Origin of the sequence: Desulfolutivibrio sp. (genome assembly GCF_036584575.1) — a bacterium.
In the GTDB taxonomy this organism is placed as follows: Bacteria; Desulfobacterota; Desulfovibrionia; order Desulfovibrionales; family Desulfovibrionaceae; genus Desulfolutivibrio.
The window spans coordinates 1-23,405 of sequence record NZ_JAZHDB010000076.1; the positions used below are offsets into that span (position 1 = coordinate 1).

Here is a 23,405-nt window from a genome sequence, read left to right on the forward strand (position 1 = left end):
GCCCGGGACGTCCTGCACTACGATGCGGCGGCCGGGATCGTGCGGCCCCTGGCCGTGGCCGGGCCGGTCATCGACGCCGCGCCATTGGGGATGCCCGGGGGGTTGCCCGGGGCGTTTCAGGCCGAAAACGCGGCCACGGCGCTGGCGGCGTTTTTCCTTCTGGCGGCAAAGCTGGGGATTGCCGTTTCCGCCGATGCGGTGCGCCGGGCGCTTGGGCAGACGCGGCTGCCGGGGCGGATGCAGCGGTTCGCCCTGCCGGGCGCGGCCGGGGAGCTGCTTCTCGACTGCGCCCACAACGTCCCGGCCCTTGTGGCCCTCGAGGCGGCGCTTACGGCCGAGGGCGCCGCGCCTGCGGCGATGATCTTCACCTGCCTGGTGGACAAGGATTTTGCGGGCATGGCCGGGATCGTGCGGCGGCTGACCACGGGGCCGATCATCGTGCCGGGGCTTTCCTGCCCGGGCCGCACCCGCGATCCGGCCGACGTGGCCCGAAAGCTCGGGGAGCGGGCCGAGGCCGTGCCGGATGTGGCGGCGGCGCTGGCGCGGGTGCGGGACATTCCGGGGACGGTGGTCGTGTGCGGGTCGATGTATCTTTTGGCGGAGGTGATGGGCAGCTTTCGTTCATAGTGATCCCCGCGCCCGGCATCGCCCAGAAATCCATCTTTCCCGACCACCGGCATCGCCAGTTTCACAACGCATTCTACGCTGAGAGGATCCGACGCCTCACAAAAACCATCTTCCGTGTCATCACTCTTCTTTCTTCATAACTCCTGTTTCCAGTGGAATATCCAACCCTTCAAACACCAACGCACGGCGCTTGGTCAGAAAAAACGGGACATTTCACCGGCAGCAGGGGATGCTCTCTCCGCCTTTTTGAAAATCAATGACACAGTGCGTCTTCTCCCTTTTCATACAAATGCAACCTTGCCGTCATCGGATTCTTTGCATAGTGTTTTTATACACATCGGTGGCTTCACGCCGCAACCACAGCAAGCGAAGGGATTCCATGAAATTCGGAAACCTGCGTATCGGCCTCCGCCTTTTGATCGGCTTCGCGTCCGTGATCATCCTGTTTTCCATTGTCGCCTGGACACAGATCGCCACGATGATGGAGTTGGGAGAACTCCAGGACGACGGGGCGAAACGAGCCCAGGACGCCCAGTTCATCGGAGGAATCGACTCCCGCCTGGAGGCCCTGTACGGGATCATCGCCGATGCGGTGATAAACGGCGACCTGGACAACTCCGCCAAAGACCTGGCCGAGGCCAAGGCGCAGCAGACCAAGGATCTCTCCCAGCTCCGGGAGATGGTGGACACCCCGGAGGAGAAGCGTCGGCTGGCCGAACTCGAAAAGCTCTACACCCAATATTTCGCCGTCATGGAAACCAAGATGCTTCCGCTTCTGCGCAAGGAAGGATCATCGATCAACGACGGCATCAAGGCCATCGACGCCGAGATCGACGATCTGAAGACCAAGGCCATGGACAACATCGACGCCATTTTGGAGAGCTTCGTCAAGGAAAGCCAGGACGCCGACACCCAATTCGACGCCGTGCGCACCAAAAGCATCAAGATGGCCGTCGCCTTCTCCGCCGTGGCGCTTTTGGTCGGCATCGTCGCCGGGGTAGTCGTCACCCTGTCCATCACCCGCCCCCTGGCCAAGGGCGTCCATTTCGCCACGGACGTCGCGGACGGAAAGCTCGACAGCACCCTGTCCGTGGACCAAAAAGACGAGATCGGCGTGCTGGCGGAGGCCCTGCGCAGGATGGTCCAGAGCCTGAAAAACCTCATCGGCGAGGCGAAATCCCAGGCCGACATGGCCGTGCAAAAGACCCGGGAAGCCGAAACGGCCATGCAGGAGGCCACGATCGCCAAGGAGCAGGCGGAACGGGCCAAGGCCGAGGGCATGCTCCAGGCGGCGCACCAGCTTGAAGATGTCGTCGAGGTCGTGACCTCGGCCTCGGAAGAGCTGTCCGCCCAGATCGAGCAATCCAGCCGGGGTTCGGAAGAGCAGTCCCACCGGGTGGGCGAGACGGCCACGGCCATGGAGGAGATGAACGCCACGGTCATGGAGGTCGCCAAGAACGCCTCCCAGGCCGCCGAGACCGCCGACAGGGCCAGGCACAAGGCCGAGGACGGCTCCCAGGTCGTCACCCTCGTGGTCAAGGGCATCGGCGAGGTGCAGGATGCGGCGCTGTCGCTGAAAACCGACATGACCTCCCTTGGCAAACAGGCGGAGAGCATTGGGCAGATTCTCAACGTCATCTCGGACATTGCCGACCAGACCAACCTGCTGGCCTTAAACGCCGCCATCGAAGCGGCCCGGGCGGGCGAGGCCGGCCGGGGCTTCGCCGTTGTCGCCGACGAGGTCAGAAAGCTCGCGGAAAAGACCCAGACCGCCACCAAAGAAGTGGGCGACGCGATCCGCGGCATCCAAAACGGCGCCCGCACGAACATCGCCAACGTGGAGCAGGCCGTCCAGAAGATCGACGCGGCCACGACGCTGGCCGGGAAGTCCGGCGAGGCCCTGGCCGAGATCGTGACCCTGGTGGATCTGACCACGGATCAGGTGCGCTCCATCGCCAGCGCCTCCGAGCAGCAATCCGCCGCCAGCGAGGAGATCAACCGGAGCATCGAAGACATCAACCGGATCACGTCGGAAACCACCGACGCCATGCAGCAGTCCGCCCAGGCCGTCAGCGAACTGGCCCGGCAGTCCATGACGCTTAAAGGCCTGATCGACCGGATGAAGGAGGACGGCGGCGAGGCGGCGCAAATTGCGGGCCCAAGCCGTGGTCCGGCGCGCCGGGCCTTGGCCTAGGCCGTTTTCCAGCAGACAGAGATGACGACGCGCGCCGTCGCAACCCCGTTGCGGCGGCGCGTCCAGCCTTCCCCCCCCCGGCCGCGCCGGGAGGCCCGGGCCATTGACAGCGCCCGGGGCGCCCCGGTAGTCACGTCGCACGGTTGGTTCTCCACACGGAGACGAACAGGGAATCCGGTGCGACGCCGGAGCGGACCCGCCGCTGTAAGCCTGCCCGACATCGGGAAGCGCGACGCCCCCCTTGGCCACTGTCCCTCCGGGGACGGGAAGGCCGGGCCATCGTCCAGGCAAGCCAGAAGACCTGCCAACCCCGCACCCCGAGGCAACGGGACTTTGCCGTCGAGGGGTTCCGGCGGCTTTGTCCTCCCCGTTGCGACCCGCCCCCCTCCCCGGCCCTGTCCCCCAAACCGGCCTATGCCGCTCCGGCTTTTTTCCGGGGGACGCCATGACGCGCACAACCGCTGCGGCGGACGACACCGACATCCCGGTCCACGACCACGGGCAGCACGGACATGCGTCCGAGTATGGGCCTGACCACAGGCATGACCATGCCCACGAACACGATGGGGCCGAATGTGGAAACGATCCTGCTCAGGCGCATGACCACGGCCATGAGCATGGGCACGGACACGACCACGGGACTGAACATGAGCCCGGCCATGAGCATGGCCACGACCATGAGTACGGCCAGGAGGCCCACACACATGCGCATGACCATGATCACGGCCATGAACATGGGCACGATCATGGGGACGGGCATGACCACGGCCATCACCACGTCCGGCCCCGGCCGCGCCGGGACGGCATCCTGCTGGCCGCCTTCGGCGCGGCCCTGCCCGAGGCCCAGACCGGCTACGAGCTGTTCGCGGCCGAGGTCCGCGGCCGCTACCCGGACCATGCCCTGCACTGGGCCTTCACGGCCCACAAGGTGCGCCGCAAGCTGGCCGCGCGCGGGATGCGCCACGACTCCGTGGCCGAGGCCCTGTCCAGGCTTCACGACCAGGGCGTGACCCATCTGGCGGTGCAGTCCCTGCACACGGTTCCCGGCGTGGAATACCACTGGACCCTGGACCAGGCCATGGTCTACCGCCATCCGCGCAAGGGATTTGCGGAGGTGGGCATGGGCAGCCCCCTGCTGGCCAGCGAGACGGACCTCGACCGCGTCCGCCTGGGCCTGGCATCCTACATCCCCGCCGAACGCCGCCCGGACGAGGCCGTGGTCCTGGTGGCCCACGGCACGTATCACCAGGGACACCAGCGGTACCTCGACTGGGAGGCCGGGGCCAGGAAACAGGATCCGTTGCTTTTTCTGGGGGCGCTCATGGGACGGCCCGGGGGCGCGGAGATCGTCGGCCGCCTGCGGCAAAACGGCGCGCGCCGGGTCTGGCTTTTGCCGTTTATGAGCGTGCCGGGCCACCACGTCCAGGTGGACGTCTACGGCGCATCGCCCCGGTCCTGGAAGGGACTGCTGGAGTCGGCCGGGTTCCAGGTCATGGCCAGGCTGACCGGAACCCTTTTGCACGCGCCGTTTCGCGCCGTCTGGATGGAGCATCTTGAGGCCGCGGTCGCGTCAACCGCAGGCCCCGCCCGGCGCGCCTAGGCCTGCCCGCTCTGCGGCAGCCGCACCACAAGCGTGGTCCGGCCCGGAACCGAGGCGTCCAGCTCCACGTCGCCGCCCATGGCCCGGGCCATGGTCCGGGCCGAATACGTCCCAAGCCCCGTGCCGTATTTTTTGCCGCTGGTGACGTATTTCTCGAAAAATCGCCCCACGATCTCTTTGGGCGCCTCGCCCGCATTGCGGATGAAAAACGTCCACGTCGCGGTATCGATCTCCACCGACACCACCCCGCCCGGGGGCGAGGCCTCGCAGGCGTTCTTGATCAGGTTTTCGAAAAGGCCCGTCAGCAGGAACTCGTCGCCGCGCAGCAGCAGCCGATCCTCCGGCCCCGCCGGACGCCCGTCCAGGCGCAGTTCGAAGCCGACGTTCCGGACCCCGAACGTCCCGGAGAGGTTGGTGCGTATCCCCTTGATGATGCCCATGAAGTCGCAGTCCCGCAGGGCGACGGCGTAGGTTCCCTTCTCCATCCTGGCCAGATCGGCCGTCATCCGGATCATGCCGAGCATGCGCTTTCCGGAATAGGCGACATGGTGCAAGAGCTCCCGCTGGTCCTGGGTCAGATTGTCCTGATCCTGCAACAGCTCCGGAATGCTGATGATGCCCGTCAGCGGCGTGACCAGGTCATGGCGGATGATCTGCTCCACGTCGTCGCGCATCCGCTCAAGCTCCTTGCGTCGCTCGATCTCCTTACGTAGCGCCGTGTTGAGCTTTTTGACCTTGTAGGCCCAAAGCCCCCCCAGGGCCGCCAGCGCCAGGACCACGCCCAGCACCTCCAGGATGAACCCATAGTCTGTCACCGTCTGCACGTTGATGGACACATGCCGGTTCTCGATCCCGGCCCGCTCGGCCTTGGTGATGGTGCTGATGCCCTTGTTGAGGATGTCGCGCAGGGTCTGGTCGTTGTCCGCGACGCCGATGCTCAGGTTGTTGGAATAATAGGGCAGTTGCCCGGCGATCTTGAGGTTGAAAAGCCCCTCCTTCTTGATGGTGTAGGCCGCGACGATCAGCGAGCGCATGGTCATGTCCGCCTTTTTGGCGGAGACCATGCCCATGGCCTCGTTCTCCGTTTCCGTGACGAGGATCGAAAGATTGGGATAATCGCGCCGGACCAGCTCTTCCATGGAGGTGCCGCGCGGAAACACGATGCTTTCCCCCACCAGCTTGCCCGGGTCGGAGATGAAGGGGTGTTCCTCGCGGGTGATGAACACGTTGGTGTCGCTGAAAATCGGCGTGGTGAAGATGAGCCATTTTTCCCGCTGCGGGGTCTTGTTGAGAAAGCTCAGGATCTTGCAACGCCCGTCTTTCGAGGCCTCCAGGCTTTCGTCCCAGGAGGCGGTGGGCGTCAGTTCGAAGACAAGCCCTGTGCGCTCGGCCAAAAGCCGCACCAGATCGGCGGCGATGCCCTGGTGCTCGCCCTTTTCGTTGATGGTCTCGAAGGGCGCCCAGTCCGGGTCCACGCACATGGTGACCGTGCCGTGCTCCCGGATGTAGCGCGACTCCTGCTCGGTGAATTCGAGGGCAAAGGCCTGCGCCGGGGCCAGAAAACACACCATGGCCCACATGGAAAACAAAAGGGTTCGCCTTCTTGCGGCAATGCCCATCACGCGCCCTCCGGCTGCGCCGCGAACCTCAGGCGTGGCCCGTTTTGACGTTTCTCGATCACGCATCTCGCCCCATATGCGGCCCCTAGCGAATCTGCCGCCGCCAGCGGTTGATCGTCTCCGGCACGAAGTCGCCCCCGCCCGGCTCCTGCCCCCAGGCCGTGGAGAATTTCGCCGTCTCGCTTTGCGGCCGGGCGCCGTCGGGCAGGGTGGCGAAGGCGAACCGCATGGGCACGGCCACCCCCTCCCCCACCACCACCGCCTCCCGGGCCCGTAGCGACGGCAAAACCGACAAAAGCCCGGCCGCGTTCTCCGGCATGGCCATGGTCACGAACCGCTGGTCGGCCTCGTTGCTCATGCGCATGGAAAAAAGCGTGTTCATCTGGGACAGGATGGACTCGGATATCTCCGACGGCCGCTGGGTCACAAGCCCAAGCGACACGCCGTACTTGCGCCCCTCCTTGGCGATGCGGGCCACGGCCTTGCGCGTGGGCTCAAACCCAAGCGTGCGGTCGCGCGGCACATAGCGGTGGGCCTCCTCGCACACCAACAGCACCGGCGCGCCCCGGCCCCGCCTGGTCCACAGGGCGAAGTCGAAGACCAGCCGACACAGCACCGACACCACCACGTCCACAATCTCCGAGGGCACCCCGGCCAGGCTGATGATCGTCAGCGGCTTGCCCCCGGGCGGCAGGCGCAACAGCCGGGCCATGACCTCGGCCATGCAGTCCTCCACGCCCAACCCTCCGAACATGAACCCGAACCGCCGGTCCTTGCGCAGGCTGTCGATGCGGGCCAGTAGCCGCAGGTAGGGGATGGAGCTTTCCGGCTTGTCGAGGCGGCCCATGCCCGTTTTGAGGATTTCCACCACCCGCAGGAGCCGAAACGGGGCCGGGGTGTCGATGGTCAGGTTGTAGTCCTGGCCCCCCGAGGTGGCGATGAACTCATGCTTGGCCGCCAGCACCGCCTCTTTCAGGATGTTGGCCTCCACCTCCCGGTAGGGCTGCCCGGAACTGCACAACACATGGGTCATCTCCTCGAAATCGAGCAGCCAGTAGGGCAGATGCAGATCGTCCGGGGGCACGGGCAGGGCCATGTCCCCAAAGGCCGCGGCGTATTCGTCGTGGGGGTCGAGAAGCACGATGTGCCCATGTCGGCACCGGGCCAGGACCGCGCCCAGGACCACGGCCACGGCGCAGGATTTGCCCGATCCCGTGGTGCCCAGGATGGCGAAATGCTTGCCCAAAAGTTCGTCCACCAGCACCCGGGCCTCGATGCCCGGATCCTGGTGCAGGCTGCCCACGGCCACGCTGGGGGCGCTGGGCTTGGCGTAAATAAGGGCCAGATCGCGGGAGGTGGCCCCGTGGACGGGCGAACCCAACGACGGGGAGACGGACACCCCGCGCAAAAACGAAAAATCCTGCGGCCGGTCCAGGTCCAGGGTCTCGCCCAAAAGCACCACCTCGGCCAGCCGCCGCCCGGCCTCAGGGCGTTCCGGATCGGCCCCCTCCCACCACAGCCTCCCCACCAGCCCGAAGCACAGGCTTATGCCGGTGGCGATGCGCACCATGTCCCCCAGACGGACGCCGGACGCCATGGCCGGAACCAGCGTCGCCGTCACCGTGGCCCCGGCCGTCGCCGTCACATATCCCCATTGTCCCGCCTGGGTCATGGCCGCCTCCCGTGGATCATCCGGCCTCCTGGCCAAGGGCCTGGCTCACGGCTGCGGCCAGATCCTTGCGAAGCACCGGTTTGAGCAAAAAATCCCTGATGCCCAGGGCCTTCACCCGGTCCTTGGACAGGGATTCGCTGAATCCCGTGACCAGGACGATGGGCAGGTCCGGACGTATGGCCAAAAGTTCCCGGCTCAAGTCCGTGCCCGAGAGCCCGGGCATGGTCTGGTCCGTGACCACCACGTCGAAGGCCCCGGGCTCGGCCCGAAACCGCTCCAGGGCCTGCCGGGGATCGGTCTCGGCCGTGACCTGGAACCCCAGCCCCGCCAGGAGCTCGGCCCCGATCTCGGCCAGGGACTCCTCGTCGTCCACATAGAGGATGCGGCCCCGCCCCGCCGCCGCCCCCAGGGACTCCTCCTCGGCCGTGTGCGCCGTCAAAAACGACAGGGGCAAAAAGACCTCGAAGCTCGTGCCCTGGCCGACCACGCTTTTGACCTTCACCTCGCCGCGATACTTGCGCACGATGCCATGCACCACGGAAAGCCCCATGCCCGTGCCCTCGCCGGGCTTTTTGGTGGTGAAAAAGGGGTCGAAGATGCGGTCCAGGATCTCCTTGGGGATGCCGTGCCCCGTGTCGCGTACGGCCAGCCGGGCGTACTGCCCGGGCGGCAGTCCCGGGGCCTCACGGCCCTGGCCGGGCAGATGGACCGCCTCCAGGGTCACGGTGAGCACGCCGCCGGTCTCGCGCATGGCGTGGGCTGCGTTGGCGCACAGGTTCATGACGATCTGCTGGATCTGGGCCGGTTCGGCCAACACCGTGTCCGGCCCGCCTGCGATGCGCTCCTCAATGGCCACGGTGTGCGGCAGGGTGGCCCGGATGAGCTTGAGCGTCTCCTTGACCAGGGGCGACAGGCGCAGCGTGCTCGACTCCTCCTCGGTCTGGCGGCTGAAGGTGAGGATCTGCAACACCAGATCCTTGCCCCGTCGACAGGCCTGCAGGATGTGCTCCGTCCGGCGCAGCAAATTTTCATCCCCCCCTGCCCCGTCCAGGATCATCTCCGAAAAGCCCATGACGATGCCCAGGATGTTGTTGAAATCATGGGCGATGCCCCCGGCCAGGGTGCCGATGGCCTCCATCTTCTGGCTCTGCCGCAGCTTTTTTTCCAAGACCTTGCGTTCGGTCACGTCGTGGGCCACGAACACCGTGCCCAGCGGTTCGTCCTCGGAGAGGTAGATGGGCGAGGCGGTGATCAGAAACTCCCCGTGCAGCCGGGGCAGGGACAATTCCAGGGAATGGAAGCGGCCGTCGGTCAGGGCCCCCAGCCGCCGGGTCAACTCGCCGTCGGCCCCGGGCAGATCGAAGATGAACAAGGCCGGACGGCCCACCACTTCCTTGGGCGACAGCCCCAGCCGGTGGGCCATGGCCATGTTCAGACGCTTGACCATCATGTCCCGGTCGATGATGACCACCAGATCCTGCACCGAATCGAAGGTGCCCTCCCATTCCCTTTTGGCCCCGGCAATGAGGTCCGCCACCCGCTCGCGCTCCCGGATCTCCCGGGTGAGGCGCTCGTTGGTCTCGGCCAGTTCCCGGGTGCGCTCGGCCACGATGGACTCCAGCCGGGTCTGGAGGGTCAGGAAGTCGCGTTCGGAGTTCCACTTGGAGCACAGGGAGGCCGCAAACTGGCGAATCTCCTGGGGATGAAAGGGCTTTTGCTGATACAAAAGCCGGTCGGCAGGCGGCACGCGCCGGGCCATCTCCTCGGCGTCGATGTCGGAGAAGGCGGTCATGACCACGATCTGGACATAGGGGTCCAGGCGGCGCATCTCGGCCGCGGCCCACAAGCCCCCGCGCCCGGGCGGCATGCGCACGTCGAGAAAGGCCACGGCATAGCGGCGGCCCGTCCTTAAGCCCTCGCGCACCGCCGAAACCGCCTCTTCCCCCTGGCGGCAGACCGTCACCGCATAGCTCGGGGCATGGGGTTCGGCCGGGGAGGAGGCGTCCGACGCACCCCGGGGAAGCAGGTCCAAATCGTCGTCCGGGGCCAGTATCTCTTTGAAAAGCTCAAGGATTTGCGGCTCGTCGTCGGCCACAAGCACATGGTAGGGTTCGGTCGGGCCGATGTGTCGCATGGCTGGCATGGCGGATGTCGTTGGCCTTGTGCGGCCGGGGACGCCCGCAGGCGGCCATCCCCGCCCGGGGTCAGGGGGTTTGCGGCGCTTGCGTCCGGGTTGCGTCCTGTCCATTTGGAACCGGGGCGCTCTCCGGGGCCCTCTCCGGGGCCGGGGCCACGGGCGGCGCCTCGGCGGCGGGGACGGCTTTGGCGGCCTTCTGGGCGGCGGCCTTCTCCTGGGCCCGGGCGTCGCGATCATCGACGGGTTCCGGCCCGGACCCTGCCGGGGGAGCGGCTTCCGCCTGGGGCGTTGCGGCGGGGCTCTCCGGGGCGGGTTGTCCCGGGGCGGGCTCGGCCTTGGTCCGGGCCGCGTCGCTTTTTTTCTCGGGCTTTTTCCCGGATTTTGCAGTGTCCGCGTTCCCCTTGGCCTTTGGCTGGTCCGGCGCATTTTTCGCCGGTGCAGCTAGCTGGGCCTCGGGCGGCTGGACGCCGGAGGTCGTCAGCCGGTTCAGGTTCTCGGAGGCCGTGCGGTAGAAACGGGGATTTCGGGCGATGGCCTGCTCAAATTCCTCGGCCGCCTTGTCGGCCATGCCCCGCTCCCGGTAGCACACGCCCAGGTTGTTGTGGGCCGCCGCCTCGCCGCCGGCGGCCACGAAGGCCGCGTAGGCCTCCTCGAACCGCCCGGCCTGGCACAGGGCCAGTCCGAGGTTGTTGCGGGTGCGAGGGACTTCCTTGGCCGACAGGGCGGCCTGGAAGGCCGCCGCCGCCTCATCGGCCCGGTTCAGTGACAAAAGGGCCAGCCCGAGATTGTTCTGGGTGTCGGCGTCGGTCCCGCCCGATTCCAGGGCCTTTTCCAGGACCGCCACGGCCTGGTCGTGATTTTGGGCCTGATAGTGGGCCACCCCCAGGGTCCGGGCGGCCTGGGTCATGTCCGGACGGGCCTCCAGGGCCTTTTCCAAATAGCCGACGGCGGCCGACGGGTTGTGCAGCATCAGGCTGGCGTATCCGGCCCCGTAGAGGGCCTCGGGATCGTCCGGTTGTCGGGACAGACAGGCCCGGCAGGCGTCCAGGGCGGATTTGTAGGAATTCCCGGCCAGGTAGGCCCGGCATTGGCGCTCCAGCACCAGGGCCTCATCGGCCCCGGCCTTCCCGGCCCGGCCATAGGTCTCCAGGGCCTTTTGGATCTGCCCGGCGGCCAGGGCCGCGTCCCCGGCCCGCAAAAGCCCCCCGGCCTCGCCATCGGGAACCTTGGCGGCCTTGTCCGAACCGCCGACAAAGGTTCCGCAGCCCCAAAGCCCGGCCAGACCGGCCAGACACGCCAACACGGCGAAAAAACGGCCCATGCGACCAACCATCGTCCCCCCCATGGTTTGCATCCATTTCCGTAGCCCAAAGCGCCGGGGCGGTAAAGTCGGGCCGCAGCACCCGACAGACGCCGCGCCCAGGGACAAAAAAAAGCCCCCGGAGGCGGAGGCGTCAGGCTCATGGCCACGCCCCTGTTCAAAGAACGAGGGCGTCGGATCGTACGCGAGGCGGACCCGGTCCACGCCGGGTGCGCGGTTCGGCCCACGGGCCGCGAACGCGGCAGTTAGTTGCAGGAGGCCCAGGGTTCGTTGAGTCGCCGTTCGGCCCGGGAAAGGGCGACCGTGGGTTGGATCTCGGACAAGCCTCCCTCCTCGGACGCGAACATGGGCAGCATCATGGCGGCCTGGAACGATTCCAGCACCGGATAGTTATAGTCCACCTTGACCTCCACGGTATCGCACGGCCCGCCCAGATCCCCGGTGGTTCCATCCCCGGTGGAGTTGCTGCCCGGCCAGCTCGTCACCGTGATCGCCGCGCCCGCGTTCACCTTTTCTCCCAAAAGGGCCAGTTGCGCCTTCACCTCGGTTTCGATCTTTTCCACACTGCGCTCGTCCGTGTCCACCCCGGCCCCGGAGGAGGCCAGGGCCACGCCCATGCGCACGGCATGTTGTATGCCGAGGCTGATGCGCATCATGTTGGCCACGTCGAAGATGCCCGTGATGAACAGAATGAGCAGGGGCAGGACCAGGGCCATCTCCACGACCGTGGTCCCCCGGCTGTCCGCTCCCGTTCCCCGGCGACGGCGGACCAAAGGGGCCGATGGCGGCTGCGCCTGTGCGTGTTGTGCGTGTTGTGCGTTCATGCTGCGTTCCCGTCCTTGCCGCCTTGCGCCGACCTGCTCGTGTTGCGTCCGGTCATTCCCGTTATGCCTTAACAAGCAGCAACACCTTGAATTTATAATTTTTATTCACAAAAAACATACATGTTTTTTGTGAACGCATACTAGGACGACGTTCCCATGGCCTCGTCATAGGGAATGAGCCGGTGCCCGAGCTGGCGGCCGATGAGCTTGAACACCTTGAGGATGTCTGCGGCGGTTGGGGCGTTGAAATAATGGTCCGTGGTTCCATCCTTGGAGGAGGCGATCTGCTTCATGAGGGAGATGTCCGTGGCGTCCGAGACGCCGAAGCGGATGGAGAAGATCTCGATCCCAAGCGCCTTCGCCGCTGCGGCCTCGTTCGCCATGGCCGTGTTGAGGCCGCCGCCGTCCGCGCAGTTGGGAAAGTTGGCGGGCGCGGGATAGGTCGAGGACAGGCCCATGCCGAAGTAGGAGTTGGTCCAGTAGTTGTTGGGCGTGTACGAAATGCCGTAGGTTCCGCCGCAACGTCCGTCCTCGGTGTCGCCGTCGGTCAAGACGATCATGATCTTGCGATACTTTTCATCCGAGCTGCCCTCGGTGAACGGCGCCGCCGGGGTCAGCACATGGCTGCCCCACTTGATGCCCTCGGAGATGATCGTGCCCGAGCCCGAGCCGTCGGCGCTTAAGGCCGAGATGCGCGACAGGATGGAGGCGCGATCCGTGGTCAGGGCCTCGACGTAGGAGATGTTGCTGCAGGTGTCGGAGTCCACATTGAGGTACGATCCCACAGGATAGCGGTACTTGGTGGCCTTGTAGACATCGAGAAGCTTGCCGTTGTTGAGGGTGCCGTTGGCGTTGCGGCAGCCTGCGGCCACGCCGTCCACGCCCGCGCGCAGGCGGACCATGCCCCGAAACGGCGTCATGCCGATCTTGGTGGAGGGGGTGGTGTTGGAGGGCAGGATCAGCTCCACCAGATCCGTGGCCGCCGACTTGACGTTGGCGATGGGCGTGCCCTTCATGCTGCCCGTGGTGTCCAGCACCAGCACGATCTCCAGGTTGTTGAACCCGGCGCAGGCCTTGGCCGTGACCGTGCCGCTTGACAGGCCGAGCACGCCCATGAGCAGATAGTCCACGTTGGCCTGTCCCACGACGCAGGCGCTGCGGACCTCGGACCCCGGCCCGGCCGAGACCATGGTGGCCTCGGGATAGTTGGCCGTGAGCATCTCCTGGGCGGCGGCGGCGGCGATGCCCTGATCCATGTCCGGATCCTCGGGCAGGGCCATGCTCCCGGCCAGGGCCGCCGAGTCCACGGCGTTTTGCAGGGCGCGGTCGGCCAGATACATGCGCCCGCCGTCCACGGCCAGACCCGCCGCGCCGATGATCGCGGGCAGGGCGATGGCCAGAAGCGGCGTGATGGCGCCCCGGCGGTTGTCGTCCCTAGGGCAGCGGCATGACCGTGCTGGCCGTAAGCGTGCGATTCCACCCGCCAAGCATGTCCAGATCCGGGTAAGGAAGGTCGGCCTGGGACTGGGCGGCGATAACGGTCTGGTAGACATAATCCACCTTCACTTTCACGTTTTTTTCCGATTCCGTATCCGTCACGGTGATCTCGACATTCGGGTCGGCGCCATCCAGGTCGGTGGTCAGGTTCTTCACCAGATCCGCCGCCCCCGTGGCGTCGCCGTTCTCCCGCATCACCAGCCGCGCCGCTTCGCGAGAGGCCGACAGGATCGTTGAATATTCTCCAAGAATCTTGGAGCCCTCCACGAGGATCATCAGAAGCGGGGCCAGGACGAAGGCGGTGATGACGGCCATTTCCACGGCCGCCAGCCCCCGTTGGGAGTCGTGGCCTGTCGGCGTTTTTCCGGGGACCGGTCTGTTCATGGTGGCCCCTCCTGTTTGATCGGCACATTCCCCTCCCGCGCGAAAACGGCGGAGGTGGTTCCTTGCAGGTAGCAACAACCGTGCAACCGCTGCATGTGCCCCTGTCGAGGTTCACCCGATAGCGCCGCCGCTGGTGTTCAACACGCCGTGGAGCCTTGAGAAATGCCCGCGACCTCCCCCCCGGCGTCCGAAACGATGGGGGCGTGCGCCACCCTGGGCGAGGCCGCCGCACGGGGAAAACAGTCCACGATCCGTGGACTGGAAGCCGCTCATGGCCGGGCAAAATCCATTTCCCGTGGAGCGGACGACGTAGTTACGCACCAGACAGGTGCGGCCATGTCCGCACGGCGGGATTCCCGGCCCGGATGGCGGCTGGCGCGGCGCGGCGATGCGCAGGGCGCACAGGGCGCACAGGGGAGGATTCCACGGACTATGGACTGGGGAGGGATGCGCCCGGATGGCGGGCGAAACTGACGCCCGGGGACCGGGCGCGGGCTGATGGAGCGGTCGCCGGGTTGACGGTGGGGCAAATGTGCCCTATATGGTGAAGGCATGAAGTGCCGGGAGTTTCTGAAACGGTTGCGCCGGTATGGCGTGACTATCATCGAGTGCGAAGGCAAGGGATCGCACGTCATGGCCTATTCCGGGGAGCGGCGGGTCGCCGTTCCCTTCCACGCAGGCGTTGACTACGATCCGCGTTTCTTCAAATCGATCTGCAAACAACTGGGCATTGATCCCGAGGAGATACTGTAATGCGCTTCCCCATCACCCTGGAACGGCTGGACCATCAGACCGTCATGGCCACCTGCCCCACCGTGCCGGAAATCATTACGGCGGGAACGCATGAGGATGATGCGCTGGATATGGCCCTGGACGCGCTGTTGACGCTCTTGGACCACATGATGGAGCGCGGCGAGGATATCCCGTTTGCGGCCGCTTGCGACGAACCCGACGAACCGTTTATCGAACTGCCGCCCATGGCCGTGGTGAAGCTGGCCGTGTACCAGGGGATGCGGGACCAGGGCGTGAGCCAGCTCAAGATGGCGGCGCGGCTGCATACCGACCCGAAATCCGTGCGGCGGTTGCTTGATCTGTACCATCGCTCCACATGGGATCATCTGGAGATGGCGCTGGAGGCGCTGGGGTACAGGGCTGTGGTGCGGGTGGAGCCGTCGAAGGTGTATAAGGGGTTCTTTGGGGGAGAGGTGAAGGAGAGGGTTGTGGGGTGATGGGATATGCCTGTCGCTGATCAGCCGGGTTGACGGTGTCATGTAAATACTATCTCTGAATCCCAAATCGATCTCGAACAATACTATCTATTGTTTCCTTGTAAAATTCACAAGACCGACAGCCTATCAATTTTGACAATCGCGAAATATCGCTAGACATATTTGACGCGACAAATAGATATATAGACATCGAAGATAGCAGAGTGTTAACTTCGTTCTTCGTCAAATCAAGACTTGAATCATCAACACTCCCAATCACCAATAGATTTGAGCTTATCGGAAAAATAAGTTTATAAAAATTACTTTCAAAAAGTGGGGGAATTACATCCCCATGCATATTTATACCTACAACGCCAATATCTCCCAAAATCAAATCACCGAGTTCATACTCCTTCACTGACCACTTTAATTCCATGTATTTTTTAAATTTCTCAGACGTATGCTCATTGCTGCGCAGAAAATTAATTTGTGTTTTGACAATCTCATTTTTCAATTTCCCACGCACAGAAGAAAAAAATTGTGGTCCAACTATTCGAGCTTGCTCAACAGCATATCGAGTCATTTCCGCGTTATCTTGAGCGATCTTATCCCGAATTAATTCCCGAAGCACTTCTGGACTACTTTCAGGTTTTTCTTTCAATATACTCGCAATCACCTTTTCGATGACTCTGTCTTGAAAAGATCCCGACTTGAGCAAATTAGTTATAAAATCAGTTGTTACGACTGATTTTTCAACCTTATCAACCAAATAGCCAGTCGATCCTCCAAGGAGAGACCGACTATTTTTAGTCCTGAGAACCAAATGATCTATAAATTCAACAAGTTTATTTAAATCATCCGACTGAATCTTCCCTGATTTTCTTATTCTATCAACAATACCTGCATAGCAACCCTCAAGATCAGTCACCACATCATCCGCAGTCATTTCATCAATTTCATAAAATCTACTCTCTACAGCAATTTGCTTTATACTATGCTCATAATGTTTTCCATTGCTATAAAATACAAATGCAAGTTCTTCTCGCTTTCTTTTACGAGACAGAAACCCTCTTTGCAAAAAACGAGGCAAGTAGTGCTGACGCTTTCCAGCCACTTAATCACCTATACTAATCTTTGAATATCTCTTCACCCCGCCCGTCGCATCGCCGCAGTCAGCACCCCCGCACCAATGAGTACTCCGCCGCCGGTTTTGCGGATGGCGGCGACAACCCCCGGTCTGGTCAGGCGGCTGCCCGCGCTGGCGGCAAGCGTCGCGTACAAAAAGGAATTGACCGCGCCGAGCAGCGTAAATGTCGCGCCGAGCAGCACCAGTTGCGGCGGCACGGGATGGCTATGCGACACGAACTGCGGCAGAAACGCGATGAAGAACATGATGGTTTTGGGGTTGAGGACCGTGACGCAAAAGGCCTGGGCGAAGCGGGCCTTTTTGGCGGCCTGCGGGTCGGCGGCAGGCACCCCGCCTTTCTCGCGGATCATCTTCACCCCGAGCCAGACCAGATAGACCGCGCCGATCCATTTCACGGCCGTAAAAAGCGTCGCCGACGCCGCCAGAAGCGCCCCCAGCCCCAGCATGGACAGCGAAATGGCGGTCAGATCGCCGAGCGCAACGCCCGCGACCAGCGGCAGGACGTTGCGTTTCCCGTCCGACAGCCCTCGGCTGATGAGCAGCATCACGGTCGGCCCCGGGATGACCAAAATAACGACCGTCGCGGCCACGAAGGCCAGATAGAGTTCCACGGGCATACTCTTCTCCTCCCGCTTCCCGCATACGCGCTTCCCTATCCGGATTCAAGCATCCTCACTGCATCCCTCTCGACTTCAAACGTCCCTCACATATCCTCCCCACCTTCGTCCTTCCGCTTGGATCATATCTCTACAGGCACGCTTTTACCCCGCATCCTCCGCCCCCCTCCCGACAGCCCGCCCGCATTCTCCATGTCGCCCTGCCCGCCTGTGTTCCCGGGCGTTGATGCGCCGCAAAACGGCGAATCGACGCCCGAATACAGGGGGTCCGGGGGAAATGATTTCCCCCGGGCGGGGTACGGGGCGGCAGCCCCGATGCTCTTCAGCGTCGAACCACTGTTTGTATCTTAAAAATACGACGTATTTTTTTCGTTCAACATGGCGGGGTACGGGGCGGCAATCACACCACCCCCTCACGGGGAACGCTTCCCGCGCGAATCACTGGCATTCCGGGCGTTGATGCGCCGCAACGCGGCGGATCGACGCCCGAATCCAGGGGGTTCCGGGGGAAATGATTTCCCCCGGGAAATGCCTTTCTCTTCCTGCCTTGCGCTACGAATCCATGCCGCATCTCCCACACGCGCCGCATCCGGCGGGCGGGCATTTGGCTGTGGGCACGGCGTCCTGGTAGCGTTCCCATTCGCGCCACAGGTAGTCGCGGCGAACCCCGACATCGATGATCTCCCAGGGGAAGACCTCGTCCGGGTCGCGCTGACGGTCGATGTAGGGGGCGGGGTCGCCGTCCCAGGCGTACAGGGCCTTTTTGAAATTGCCGCCGTTTTTGGCGGCCAGGAGGATGAGCTCGAAGAGCCGCTCGTCGCCCCGGGCCAGGAGCCCCTGCACCCGGGCGGCGAACGCGCCGTCGAGGCTGTAGCGCATGCCCTTGTGCGGGGCCACGGCCTGCCGCAGGCGCTCGCCATCGGCCTTGATGTCGTCTTCCGAGGCCATTTTGGCCCACTGCATGGGCGTAAACGGCTTGGGCACGAGGCAACTGGCGGCCAGGGTGGCGTGCTGGATGCCGCGTTTGCCCCGGCCGATGCTCCCGGCGGCGTGGACGCGGCCCATCAGTTCGGCCAGTTCGTCGTAGTCGGCCGGGGTTTCGCCGGGCCAGCCGACGATGCAGTACATCTTGAGGTGGTTGACGCCGAACTCCCCGGCCAGGGCCACGGCGGCCATGAAGGCGTCCTCGGAGAGGTTTTTGTTGGCGGCGCGGCGCAGGCGGGCGCTGGGGCCTTCCAGGGCCAGGGTCAGGGTGCGCGAGCCAGCGGCCCGAAGGATGGTCAAAAGCTCGCGGGTGACGCCGTCGGCGCGCACCGAGGCCAGGGAGAACTTCACGCCGCGCTGCGCCAGGGCGGCCAGAAGCGGCGACAGGTCGTCCCAGTCGGTGAGCGCGGTGCCCACGAGGCCGACCTTTTGCGGCCGCGTCCGGTCCACGATGGCCAGCACCTCGTCCATGTCGGCGTGGCGCGGCGGCCGGTAGACGAACCCGGCGGCGCAGAACCGGCAGCCGTAGGGACAGCCCCGGTTGACCTCGATGAGCAGCATGTCCTTAAATTCCGCTTCGGGGGAGACGAAGGCGGAATGGGCCGGGCAGGACAGGGCGGTGGGATCGCCCGGGTCGCGGTGCACGGCCCGGCGTACCGGCAGCGTGGTGCGGCCCGGGACCAGCACGCCCGGCATGTCGGCCACGGCGTCCAGCAGCGCGGCCTTGCCCAGGCCGGAAGCGGCGTGAACGCGGATGCGCTCGAGAAACGCGGCGAAACCGGCCTCGGCCTCGCCCACGAAGGCTGCGTCCAGGGCGGGCAGGATGGGCGCCGGGTTCATGAAGATCGACGGCCCGCCCGCCAGAACCAGGGGATAGTCGGGCCGGTCGGCGGCCAGGGGGGGGAGATCGACGGACAAAAGCGCGGCCACGGCCGTGGCGTAGTCCTCTTCGTAGCCAAGCGAAAAGGCGATGACCGGGAAGTCGGAGAGGGGGCGGCCGGAATCTTCGGATACGGCCTTGCCCGGGCCGGAGACGAACACCCGCTCCACGGCCAGTCCGGGATGCTGCGAGACCAGGGCGTAGACCGCCTGCCAGCCCAGGGCCGACAGGGCGGCCCGGGGCGGCCCCGGGAACACCAGGGCCACGGGGAGCCGCCCGCCCCATTCACGCCGGGGCGGGCGATCACGACCGAAGAAGACCGGGGAGGGAGGATCGCGCCTCACGGCAGCGGACGCCGTCAATCCGCCTGCATGCGGATAAACGACGGAATCTCGAACTCCTCCTCATCGAAAATAAACTCTTCCTCGCCAGGGGCGTGGGCCTTGACCGGCGGCTGCACCGCGGCGGACTCGGGGGTCTTTTTCACGCCTTTGCGGATATAGGCCGGAATGTTGTAGTCGTTGGCCGTGGCCGAGGTCAGGATCTTGGCCGCCCGGGGGCTCTGCATGACGCCGCCGACGCTTGAGGGCTGGGCCGGGACGCCGCCTCCGCCGCTGGGTCCGGACGAACCGGGCGCGCGGGTGCGGCTTAGGGGGGTCACGTTCTCCACATGGCGTTCCTCGGCCTGCCGGGCGGCGGCGGTGGAGGCGGCCAGGCGTTCGCTGTCGATGCCCGTGGCGATGACCGTGATGCGCATTTCGTCCCCGGCGTCCTGGTCGAAGACCGTGCCGAAGAAGACCTTGGCGTCCTCGTGGACAGCCTCGGTGATGGTGGAGGCGGCCTCGTCCACTTCCTCGATGGTCAGGTCGGGACCGCAGGTGATGTTCATGAGCACGCCGCGCGCGCCGTCGATGGTCACGTCTTCCAGAAGCGGGCTGGTGATGGCCTTGAGCGCCGCCTCGCGGGCCCGGGACTCGCCCCGGGACACGCCGAAACCCATCATGGCCAGCCCCATCTCGGACATGACGGCCTTGACGTCGGCGAAATCCAGGTTGATCAGGCCCGGCACCATGATCAGGTCGGAGATGCCCTTGACCGCGAAGTACAGCACCTCATCGGCCTTTTTGAGCATTTCCAGGAAGGTGGCCTTTTTGGAGGCCAGGGACAGCAGGCGGTCGTTGGGGATGGTGATGATGGAGTCCACCACCTCGCGCAGGGCCTGCACGCCCTTTTCGGCCTGAAGCAGTCGTTTTTTGCCTTCAAAGTAGAAGGGCTTGGTGACCACGGCCACGGTCAGGGCCCCGATCTCCTTGGCCGCCTGGGCGATGACCGGCGCGGCCCCGGTTCCGGTGCCGCCGCCCATGCCTGCGGTGATGAACACCATGTCCGCGTCGCCCAGGGTCTCGCGGATGAGGTCGATGCTCTCCAGGGCGGCGTCGCGGCCGACCTCGGGATTGGCCCCCGCGCCAAGGCCCTTGGTCAGCTTCTCGCCGATCTGCAGGCGAAATTCGGCCTTGGACTTGCTTAAGGCCTGCATGTCCGTGTTGGCGGTGATGAAGGTGACGCCCTTAAGCGCCGAACAAATCATGTTGTCCACGGCATTGCTGCCGCCGCCCCCCGCGCCCACGACTTTAATGCGTGCGCTCGATTCGGTGTCCAATTCGAAATATTCCATGTCCATTCCCTCCCCCTCGATAGTCTCCTTGAATGCTCCCCGGAAAAACCCCAGCCGTCCTACTTTACATCAACAAACCACTTGCGCATCCTCCCCAGGATACGATTGAAAACATTCTCGTCGCGGATGCGGAAACGCTGCTCCACACCCTCTTTTTCGGCTCCGTACATGAGAAGCCCCACCGCCGTGGCGTATTTGGGGCTATGCACCACGTCTTTTAGGCCGCCCACCTTGTCCGGGTAGGCCACCCGGGTGGGCAGGTTGAAAATCTGCTCGCCGAGCTCCTGGATGCCTTCGATCAGCGCCGTGCCGCCGGTTAGGACCACGCCCGCGCCGATTAAGCCCTTCATGCCGGAACGGATGAGCTCCTGGTCAACCAACGCCAGCATCTCCTCCACCCGGGGCTCGCAGATCTCGGCCAACACCTGGCGCGAGAGGCGACGCGGCTCGCGGCCGCCCACGCTTGTGACCTCGATGACCTCGTCTTTTTGCACCAGGTCGGCCAGGGCGCAACCATATTTGACCTTGATGGCCTCGGCGCTGGCCATGGGCGTGCGCAGCCCGAAGGCGATGTCGTTGGTCAGGTTGGTGCCGCCCAGGGCCAACACGGCCGTGTGCTTGATGGAATCGTTGGCGAAAAGGGCCACATCCGTGGTGCCGCCGCCAAGATCCACCAGGGCCACGCCGATCTCGCGCTCCTCGTCGGTCAGGACGGCCTTGGCCGAGGCCAGGGACTCGAGCACGATGTCCGAGACGTCCAGGCCCGCCCGGTGGCAGGAGCGGATGATGTTCTGGGCGCTGGTCACCGCGCCGGTGACGATGTGGACCTTGACCTCCAGGCGCACCCCGGCCATGCCCAGGGGGTCGGCGATGCCCCGCTGGTCGTCCACGATGAATTCCTGGGGCAGGATGTGGATGACCTCGCGGTCCAGCGGGATGGCCACGGCCTTGGCCGCGTCGATGACCCGCTCCACGTCGCGCTGCCCCACCTCGCCGCCCTTGACGGCGATGACCCCGTGGCTGTTGAAGCCCTTGATGTGACTCCCGGCGATGCCCGCATAGACCGAGCGAATTTCGCACCCGGCCATGAGCTCGGCCTCTTCCAGGGCCTTTTTGATGGACTGCACGGTCTGCTCGATGTTGACCACCACGCCCTTGCGCAGTCCGTTGGACTGGGCGGTGCCGATGCCCACCACGTCCACGCCCTCGGGCGACAATTCGCCCACCACCACGCAAATTTTGGTGGTTCCGATATCCAGACCGACGATAAGTTCCGACTTGGCCATGGCCTCCTCCCCTTCCTGTCTCCACGATGTTCGCCGCCCCGTCCCCAAACGCCCCCACGTCGAAAGACGGGACCGTTGCGACTATGACTTTTTTTCCACCCAGACCTTGTCGTCCTGGGCGGTGATGACTCCGACCTTGTCCAACTCCCCGCGCCGCTTGAGATCGGCCCACACGAGGTTTAAGCGATGCAGGTTCTGCATCCAGTTTTCCGAGCCGATGCACATAAGGATATCCGAGTCCATAAGTTGGACCTCAAAGCCGCGTCCCCAGCTTAAACGTATCCAACCCACCTGGTTGAATCGAAACGGGGCGCGGTGTTCGCCGACGATCCTTTTGAGCTCGGCCAAAAGGGCCAGACGTTTCTCCATTCCGGCCTCGACCTCGATCTGGGGCAGGGAAACGAAGGTTCCCGCCTCCACCCTGTCGATCAGGCGGCCGGATTCGTCGCAATAGTAAAGGCCGCCCTGATGATGCACAAGGTAGGCTGGCACGCGTTCCACGACCTGGATGGACAGCGATCCCGGCAAAACCCGCTTGACCGTTGCCGATTCGATCCACGGGTCACGAACCAGTGCGGTGCGAATTTGTTCCATGTCCAGGGACAGCAGGTTGTCGCCCGGGGCGATCTCGGCCAGGGCCCGCACATGGTCCTGGGACAGCCGGGAGACCCCGGCGATGTCCACATTGGTCAGATCGAAATAGTTCACCGTGGTCAGCCAGCGATATCCCGCCAAAAGCCCCACGCTGACGGCCACAATGACCACGGCGGCGAATCCCATGGTCATGACCTTGGCCAAAAACCCTCCCACGGAGCTGAAGCTGACCCTGGAGGCGCGCGGCTGGGAAAACCGGGCGGCCGCCAGGGCGCGATTGCGGTTCCCGCCCAGGCGCCAGCCGCGCGTCGGGGACGGTTTGACCGGCGCGGCCACGCTGTAAGCGTTTTTACGTTTCTTGGAGATGGCTATGCCACCGGAGATGCCGCCAACCCGCACGCTCATGACACCACCCTCACCTCAAGCTCCAGTTCATGGCCGAACCTCGACCGCACCGCTTCCCGTGCCGCATCGATCAATGCAAAGGCCTCATCGCTTGCGCCCCCGCCGCGATTGACCAGAAAATTGGCGTGCATGGCGGAAAACTCCATGCCCCCCAGACGCCTTCCCCGGAACCCGGCCAGATCCAGGAGCCTCCCGGCGCTTTCACCCGGGGGATTTTTAAACAGGCACCCGGCCGTGGCCGCCGCGATGGGCTGGGTGGCCTTTTTTTTCTCCAGGGCGGCCCGGGCCTCCTGCCTGACGTCCGTCTCGGCGGCGACGGAAAACTCGAAAAGCGCCCGGGCGATCATGAAAAACCCCGTAACGCCCGCAAGCGAGAACCGGCGGTAGCCCGCAGCGAACCTGTCCGGCCCGAAAAACTCCACCCCGCCCTTAGGCGTCCAGGCCCAGACCCCGGCCAAAACCCCGGCCATGTCCCGGCCATACGACCCGGCGTTTCCGGCCACGGCCCCGCCGACGGTCCCCGGAATACCGGCCATCCCCGAGATGCCCGCCAGTCCATGCCGGTTGCACCAGGCCACCAACCGTCCCAGCCCAAGGCCGCCCCAGACCGCAAACCGGACCCGGCCCTGCGGCGCGCCGGGAGCGATCTCCGGGTCGCCGCCTCGGCGCAGGCTGACCCTCTTCAACAGCGGCTTCAGCAAGCATCTTAATATTTTCATCGTTGTACACTTCCC

At 64.6% G+C, this 23,405-nt stretch carries 20 protein-coding genes and 1 riboswitch; of the genes, 5 read left to right on the top strand and 15 right to left on the bottom strand.

Annotated elements, in window-relative coordinates; translation table 11 throughout:
* Together V3572_RS05580 and V3572_RS05585 are read left to right on the top strand one after the other, a co-directional pair.
* On the top strand, nucleotides 1-627 hold a 627-nt coding region (locus tag V3572_RS05580; protein WP_442877360.1), incomplete at its 5' end, for a glutamate ligase domain-containing protein.
* A 379-nt stretch (nucleotides 628-1,006) separates the two neighbouring features.
* Nucleotides 1,007-2,821: a methyl-accepting chemotaxis protein gene (locus tag V3572_RS05585; protein WP_332109995.1), complete on the top strand. Its 1,815-nt coding sequence runs from the start codon at nucleotides 1,007-1,009 to the stop codon at nucleotides 2,819-2,821.
* 127 nt (nucleotides 2,822-2,948) lie between these two features.
* Nucleotides 2,949-3,144, top strand: a riboswitch (cobalamin riboswitch).
* Between the two features lie 89 nt (nucleotides 3,145-3,233).
* Here the strand turns inward: V3572_RS05585 and V3572_RS05590 are convergent.
* Nucleotides 3,234-3,719 (bottom strand): hypothetical protein, encoded by a 486-nt coding sequence (locus V3572_RS05590; RefSeq protein WP_332110012.1) that lies wholly within the window; start codon nucleotides 3,717-3,719, stop codon nucleotides 3,234-3,236.
* Here V3572_RS05590 and V3572_RS05595 point away from each other — a divergent pair.
* Nucleotides 3,681-4,421: a sirohydrochlorin cobaltochelatase gene (locus tag V3572_RS05595; protein WP_332110010.1), complete on the top strand. Its 741-nt coding sequence runs from the start codon at nucleotides 3,681-3,683 to the stop codon at nucleotides 4,419-4,421. The two genes, V3572_RS05590 and V3572_RS05595, sit on opposite strands and share 39 nt — an antisense overlap.
* Here V3572_RS05595 and V3572_RS05600 read toward each other — a convergent pair.
* The 7 genes from V3572_RS05600 to V3572_RS05630 all read right to left on the bottom strand — a co-directional run bounded on the left by V3572_RS05600 (nucleotide 4,418) and on the right by V3572_RS05630 (nucleotide 13,875).
* The gene (locus tag V3572_RS05600) at nucleotides 4,418-6,001 is read right to left on the bottom strand and encodes a transporter substrate-binding domain-containing protein (protein ID WP_332110011.1); all 1,584 of its coding nucleotides are present in this window, start codon (nucleotides 5,999-6,001) and stop codon (nucleotides 4,418-4,420) included. The genes V3572_RS05595 and V3572_RS05600 overlap by 4 nt on opposite strands.
* Nucleotides 6,002-6,125: 124 nt before the next feature.
* Nucleotides 6,126-7,712: an ATP-binding protein gene (locus V3572_RS05605; protein ID WP_332109996.1), complete on the bottom strand. Its 1,587-nt coding sequence runs from the start codon at nucleotides 7,710-7,712 to the stop codon at nucleotides 6,126-6,128.
* Nucleotides 7,713-7,728: 16 nt separating this feature from the next.
* Nucleotides 7,729-9,855, bottom strand: a complete 2,127-nt coding sequence (locus tag V3572_RS05610; protein WP_332109997.1) for a hybrid sensor histidine kinase/response regulator — start codon at nucleotides 9,853-9,855, stop codon at nucleotides 7,729-7,731.
* 61 nt (nucleotides 9,856-9,916) lie between these two features.
* On the bottom strand, nucleotides 9,917-11,170 hold the full coding sequence (locus V3572_RS05615; protein WP_332109998.1) for a tetratricopeptide repeat protein: 1,254 nt from the start codon (nucleotides 11,168-11,170) through the stop codon (nucleotides 9,917-9,919).
* A gap of 245 nt (nucleotides 11,171-11,415) precedes the next feature.
* Entirely contained in the window at nucleotides 11,416-11,994 is a 579-nt protein-coding gene (locus tag V3572_RS05620) for a TadE/TadG family type IV pilus assembly protein (protein ID WP_332109999.1), read from the bottom strand.
* Between the two features lie 140 nt (nucleotides 11,995-12,134).
* Nucleotides 12,135-13,481 (bottom strand): TadE/TadG family type IV pilus assembly protein, encoded by a 1,347-nt coding sequence (locus tag V3572_RS05625; RefSeq protein WP_332110000.1) that lies wholly within the window; start codon nucleotides 13,479-13,481, stop codon nucleotides 12,135-12,137.
* Nucleotides 13,429-13,875, bottom strand: a complete 447-nt coding sequence (locus V3572_RS05630) for a TadE/TadG family type IV pilus assembly protein (protein ID WP_332110001.1) — start codon at nucleotides 13,873-13,875, stop codon at nucleotides 13,429-13,431. The genes V3572_RS05625 and V3572_RS05630 overlap by 53 nt, the downstream gene beginning before the upstream one ends.
* Before the next feature lie 552 nt (nucleotides 13,876-14,427).
* On the opposite strand from V3572_RS05630, the gene V3572_RS05635 reads away from it, so the two are divergent.
* Together V3572_RS05635 and V3572_RS05640 are read left to right on the top strand one after the other, a co-directional pair.
* Complete coding sequence (locus tag V3572_RS05635) at nucleotides 14,428-14,628, top strand: type II toxin-antitoxin system HicA family toxin (RefSeq protein ID WP_332110002.1); 201 nt, start codon at nucleotides 14,428-14,430, stop codon at nucleotides 14,626-14,628.
* On the top strand, nucleotides 14,628-15,104 hold the full coding sequence (locus V3572_RS05640) for a type II toxin-antitoxin system HicB family antitoxin (RefSeq protein WP_332110003.1): 477 nt from the start codon (nucleotides 14,628-14,630) through the stop codon (nucleotides 15,102-15,104). The genes V3572_RS05635 and V3572_RS05640 overlap by 1 nt, the downstream gene beginning before the upstream one ends.
* A gap of 49 nt (nucleotides 15,105-15,153) precedes the next feature.
* On the opposite strand, the gene V3572_RS05645 is transcribed toward V3572_RS05640, so the two are convergent.
* The 7 genes from V3572_RS05645 to V3572_RS05675 all read right to left on the bottom strand — a co-directional run bounded on the left by V3572_RS05645 (nucleotide 15,154) and on the right by V3572_RS05675 (nucleotide 23,357).
* A complete protein-coding gene (locus V3572_RS05645; RefSeq protein ID WP_332110004.1) occupies nucleotides 15,154-16,197 on the bottom strand; it encodes a DUF4238 domain-containing protein in 1,044 nt (347 codons plus the stop codon).
* A gap of 32 nt (nucleotides 16,198-16,229) precedes the next feature.
* Complete coding sequence (locus V3572_RS05650; RefSeq protein ID WP_332110005.1) at nucleotides 16,230-16,847, bottom strand: LysE family translocator; 618 nt, start codon at nucleotides 16,845-16,847, stop codon at nucleotides 16,230-16,232.
* A 552-nt stretch (nucleotides 16,848-17,399) separates the two neighbouring features.
* Nucleotides 17,400-19,055: a radical SAM protein gene (locus V3572_RS05655; RefSeq protein WP_332110006.1), complete on the bottom strand. Its 1,656-nt coding sequence runs from the start codon at nucleotides 19,053-19,055 to the stop codon at nucleotides 17,400-17,402.
* A 14-nt stretch (nucleotides 19,056-19,069) separates the two neighbouring features.
* Nucleotides 19,070-20,386, bottom strand: coding sequence for a cell division protein FtsZ (ftsZ, locus tag V3572_RS05660; RefSeq protein ID WP_332110007.1), 1,317 nt, complete (start codon nucleotides 20,384-20,386; stop codon nucleotides 19,070-19,072).
* Between the two features lie 59 nt (nucleotides 20,387-20,445).
* Complete coding sequence (gene ftsA / locus V3572_RS05665; protein WP_163301101.1) at nucleotides 20,446-21,672, bottom strand: cell division protein FtsA; 1,227 nt, start codon at nucleotides 21,670-21,672, stop codon at nucleotides 20,446-20,448.
* 81 nt (nucleotides 21,673-21,753) lie between these two features.
* Entirely contained in the window at nucleotides 21,754-22,671 is a 918-nt protein-coding gene (locus V3572_RS05670) for a cell division protein FtsQ/DivIB (protein ID WP_332110008.1), read from the bottom strand.
* On the bottom strand, nucleotides 22,668-23,357 hold the full coding sequence (locus tag V3572_RS05675; protein ID WP_332110009.1) for a UDP-N-acetylmuramate dehydrogenase: 690 nt from the start codon (nucleotides 23,355-23,357) through the stop codon (nucleotides 22,668-22,670). Before V3572_RS05675 ends, V3572_RS05670 begins: the two co-directional genes overlap by 4 nt.
* Nucleotides 23,358-23,405: the final 48 nt, after the last annotated feature.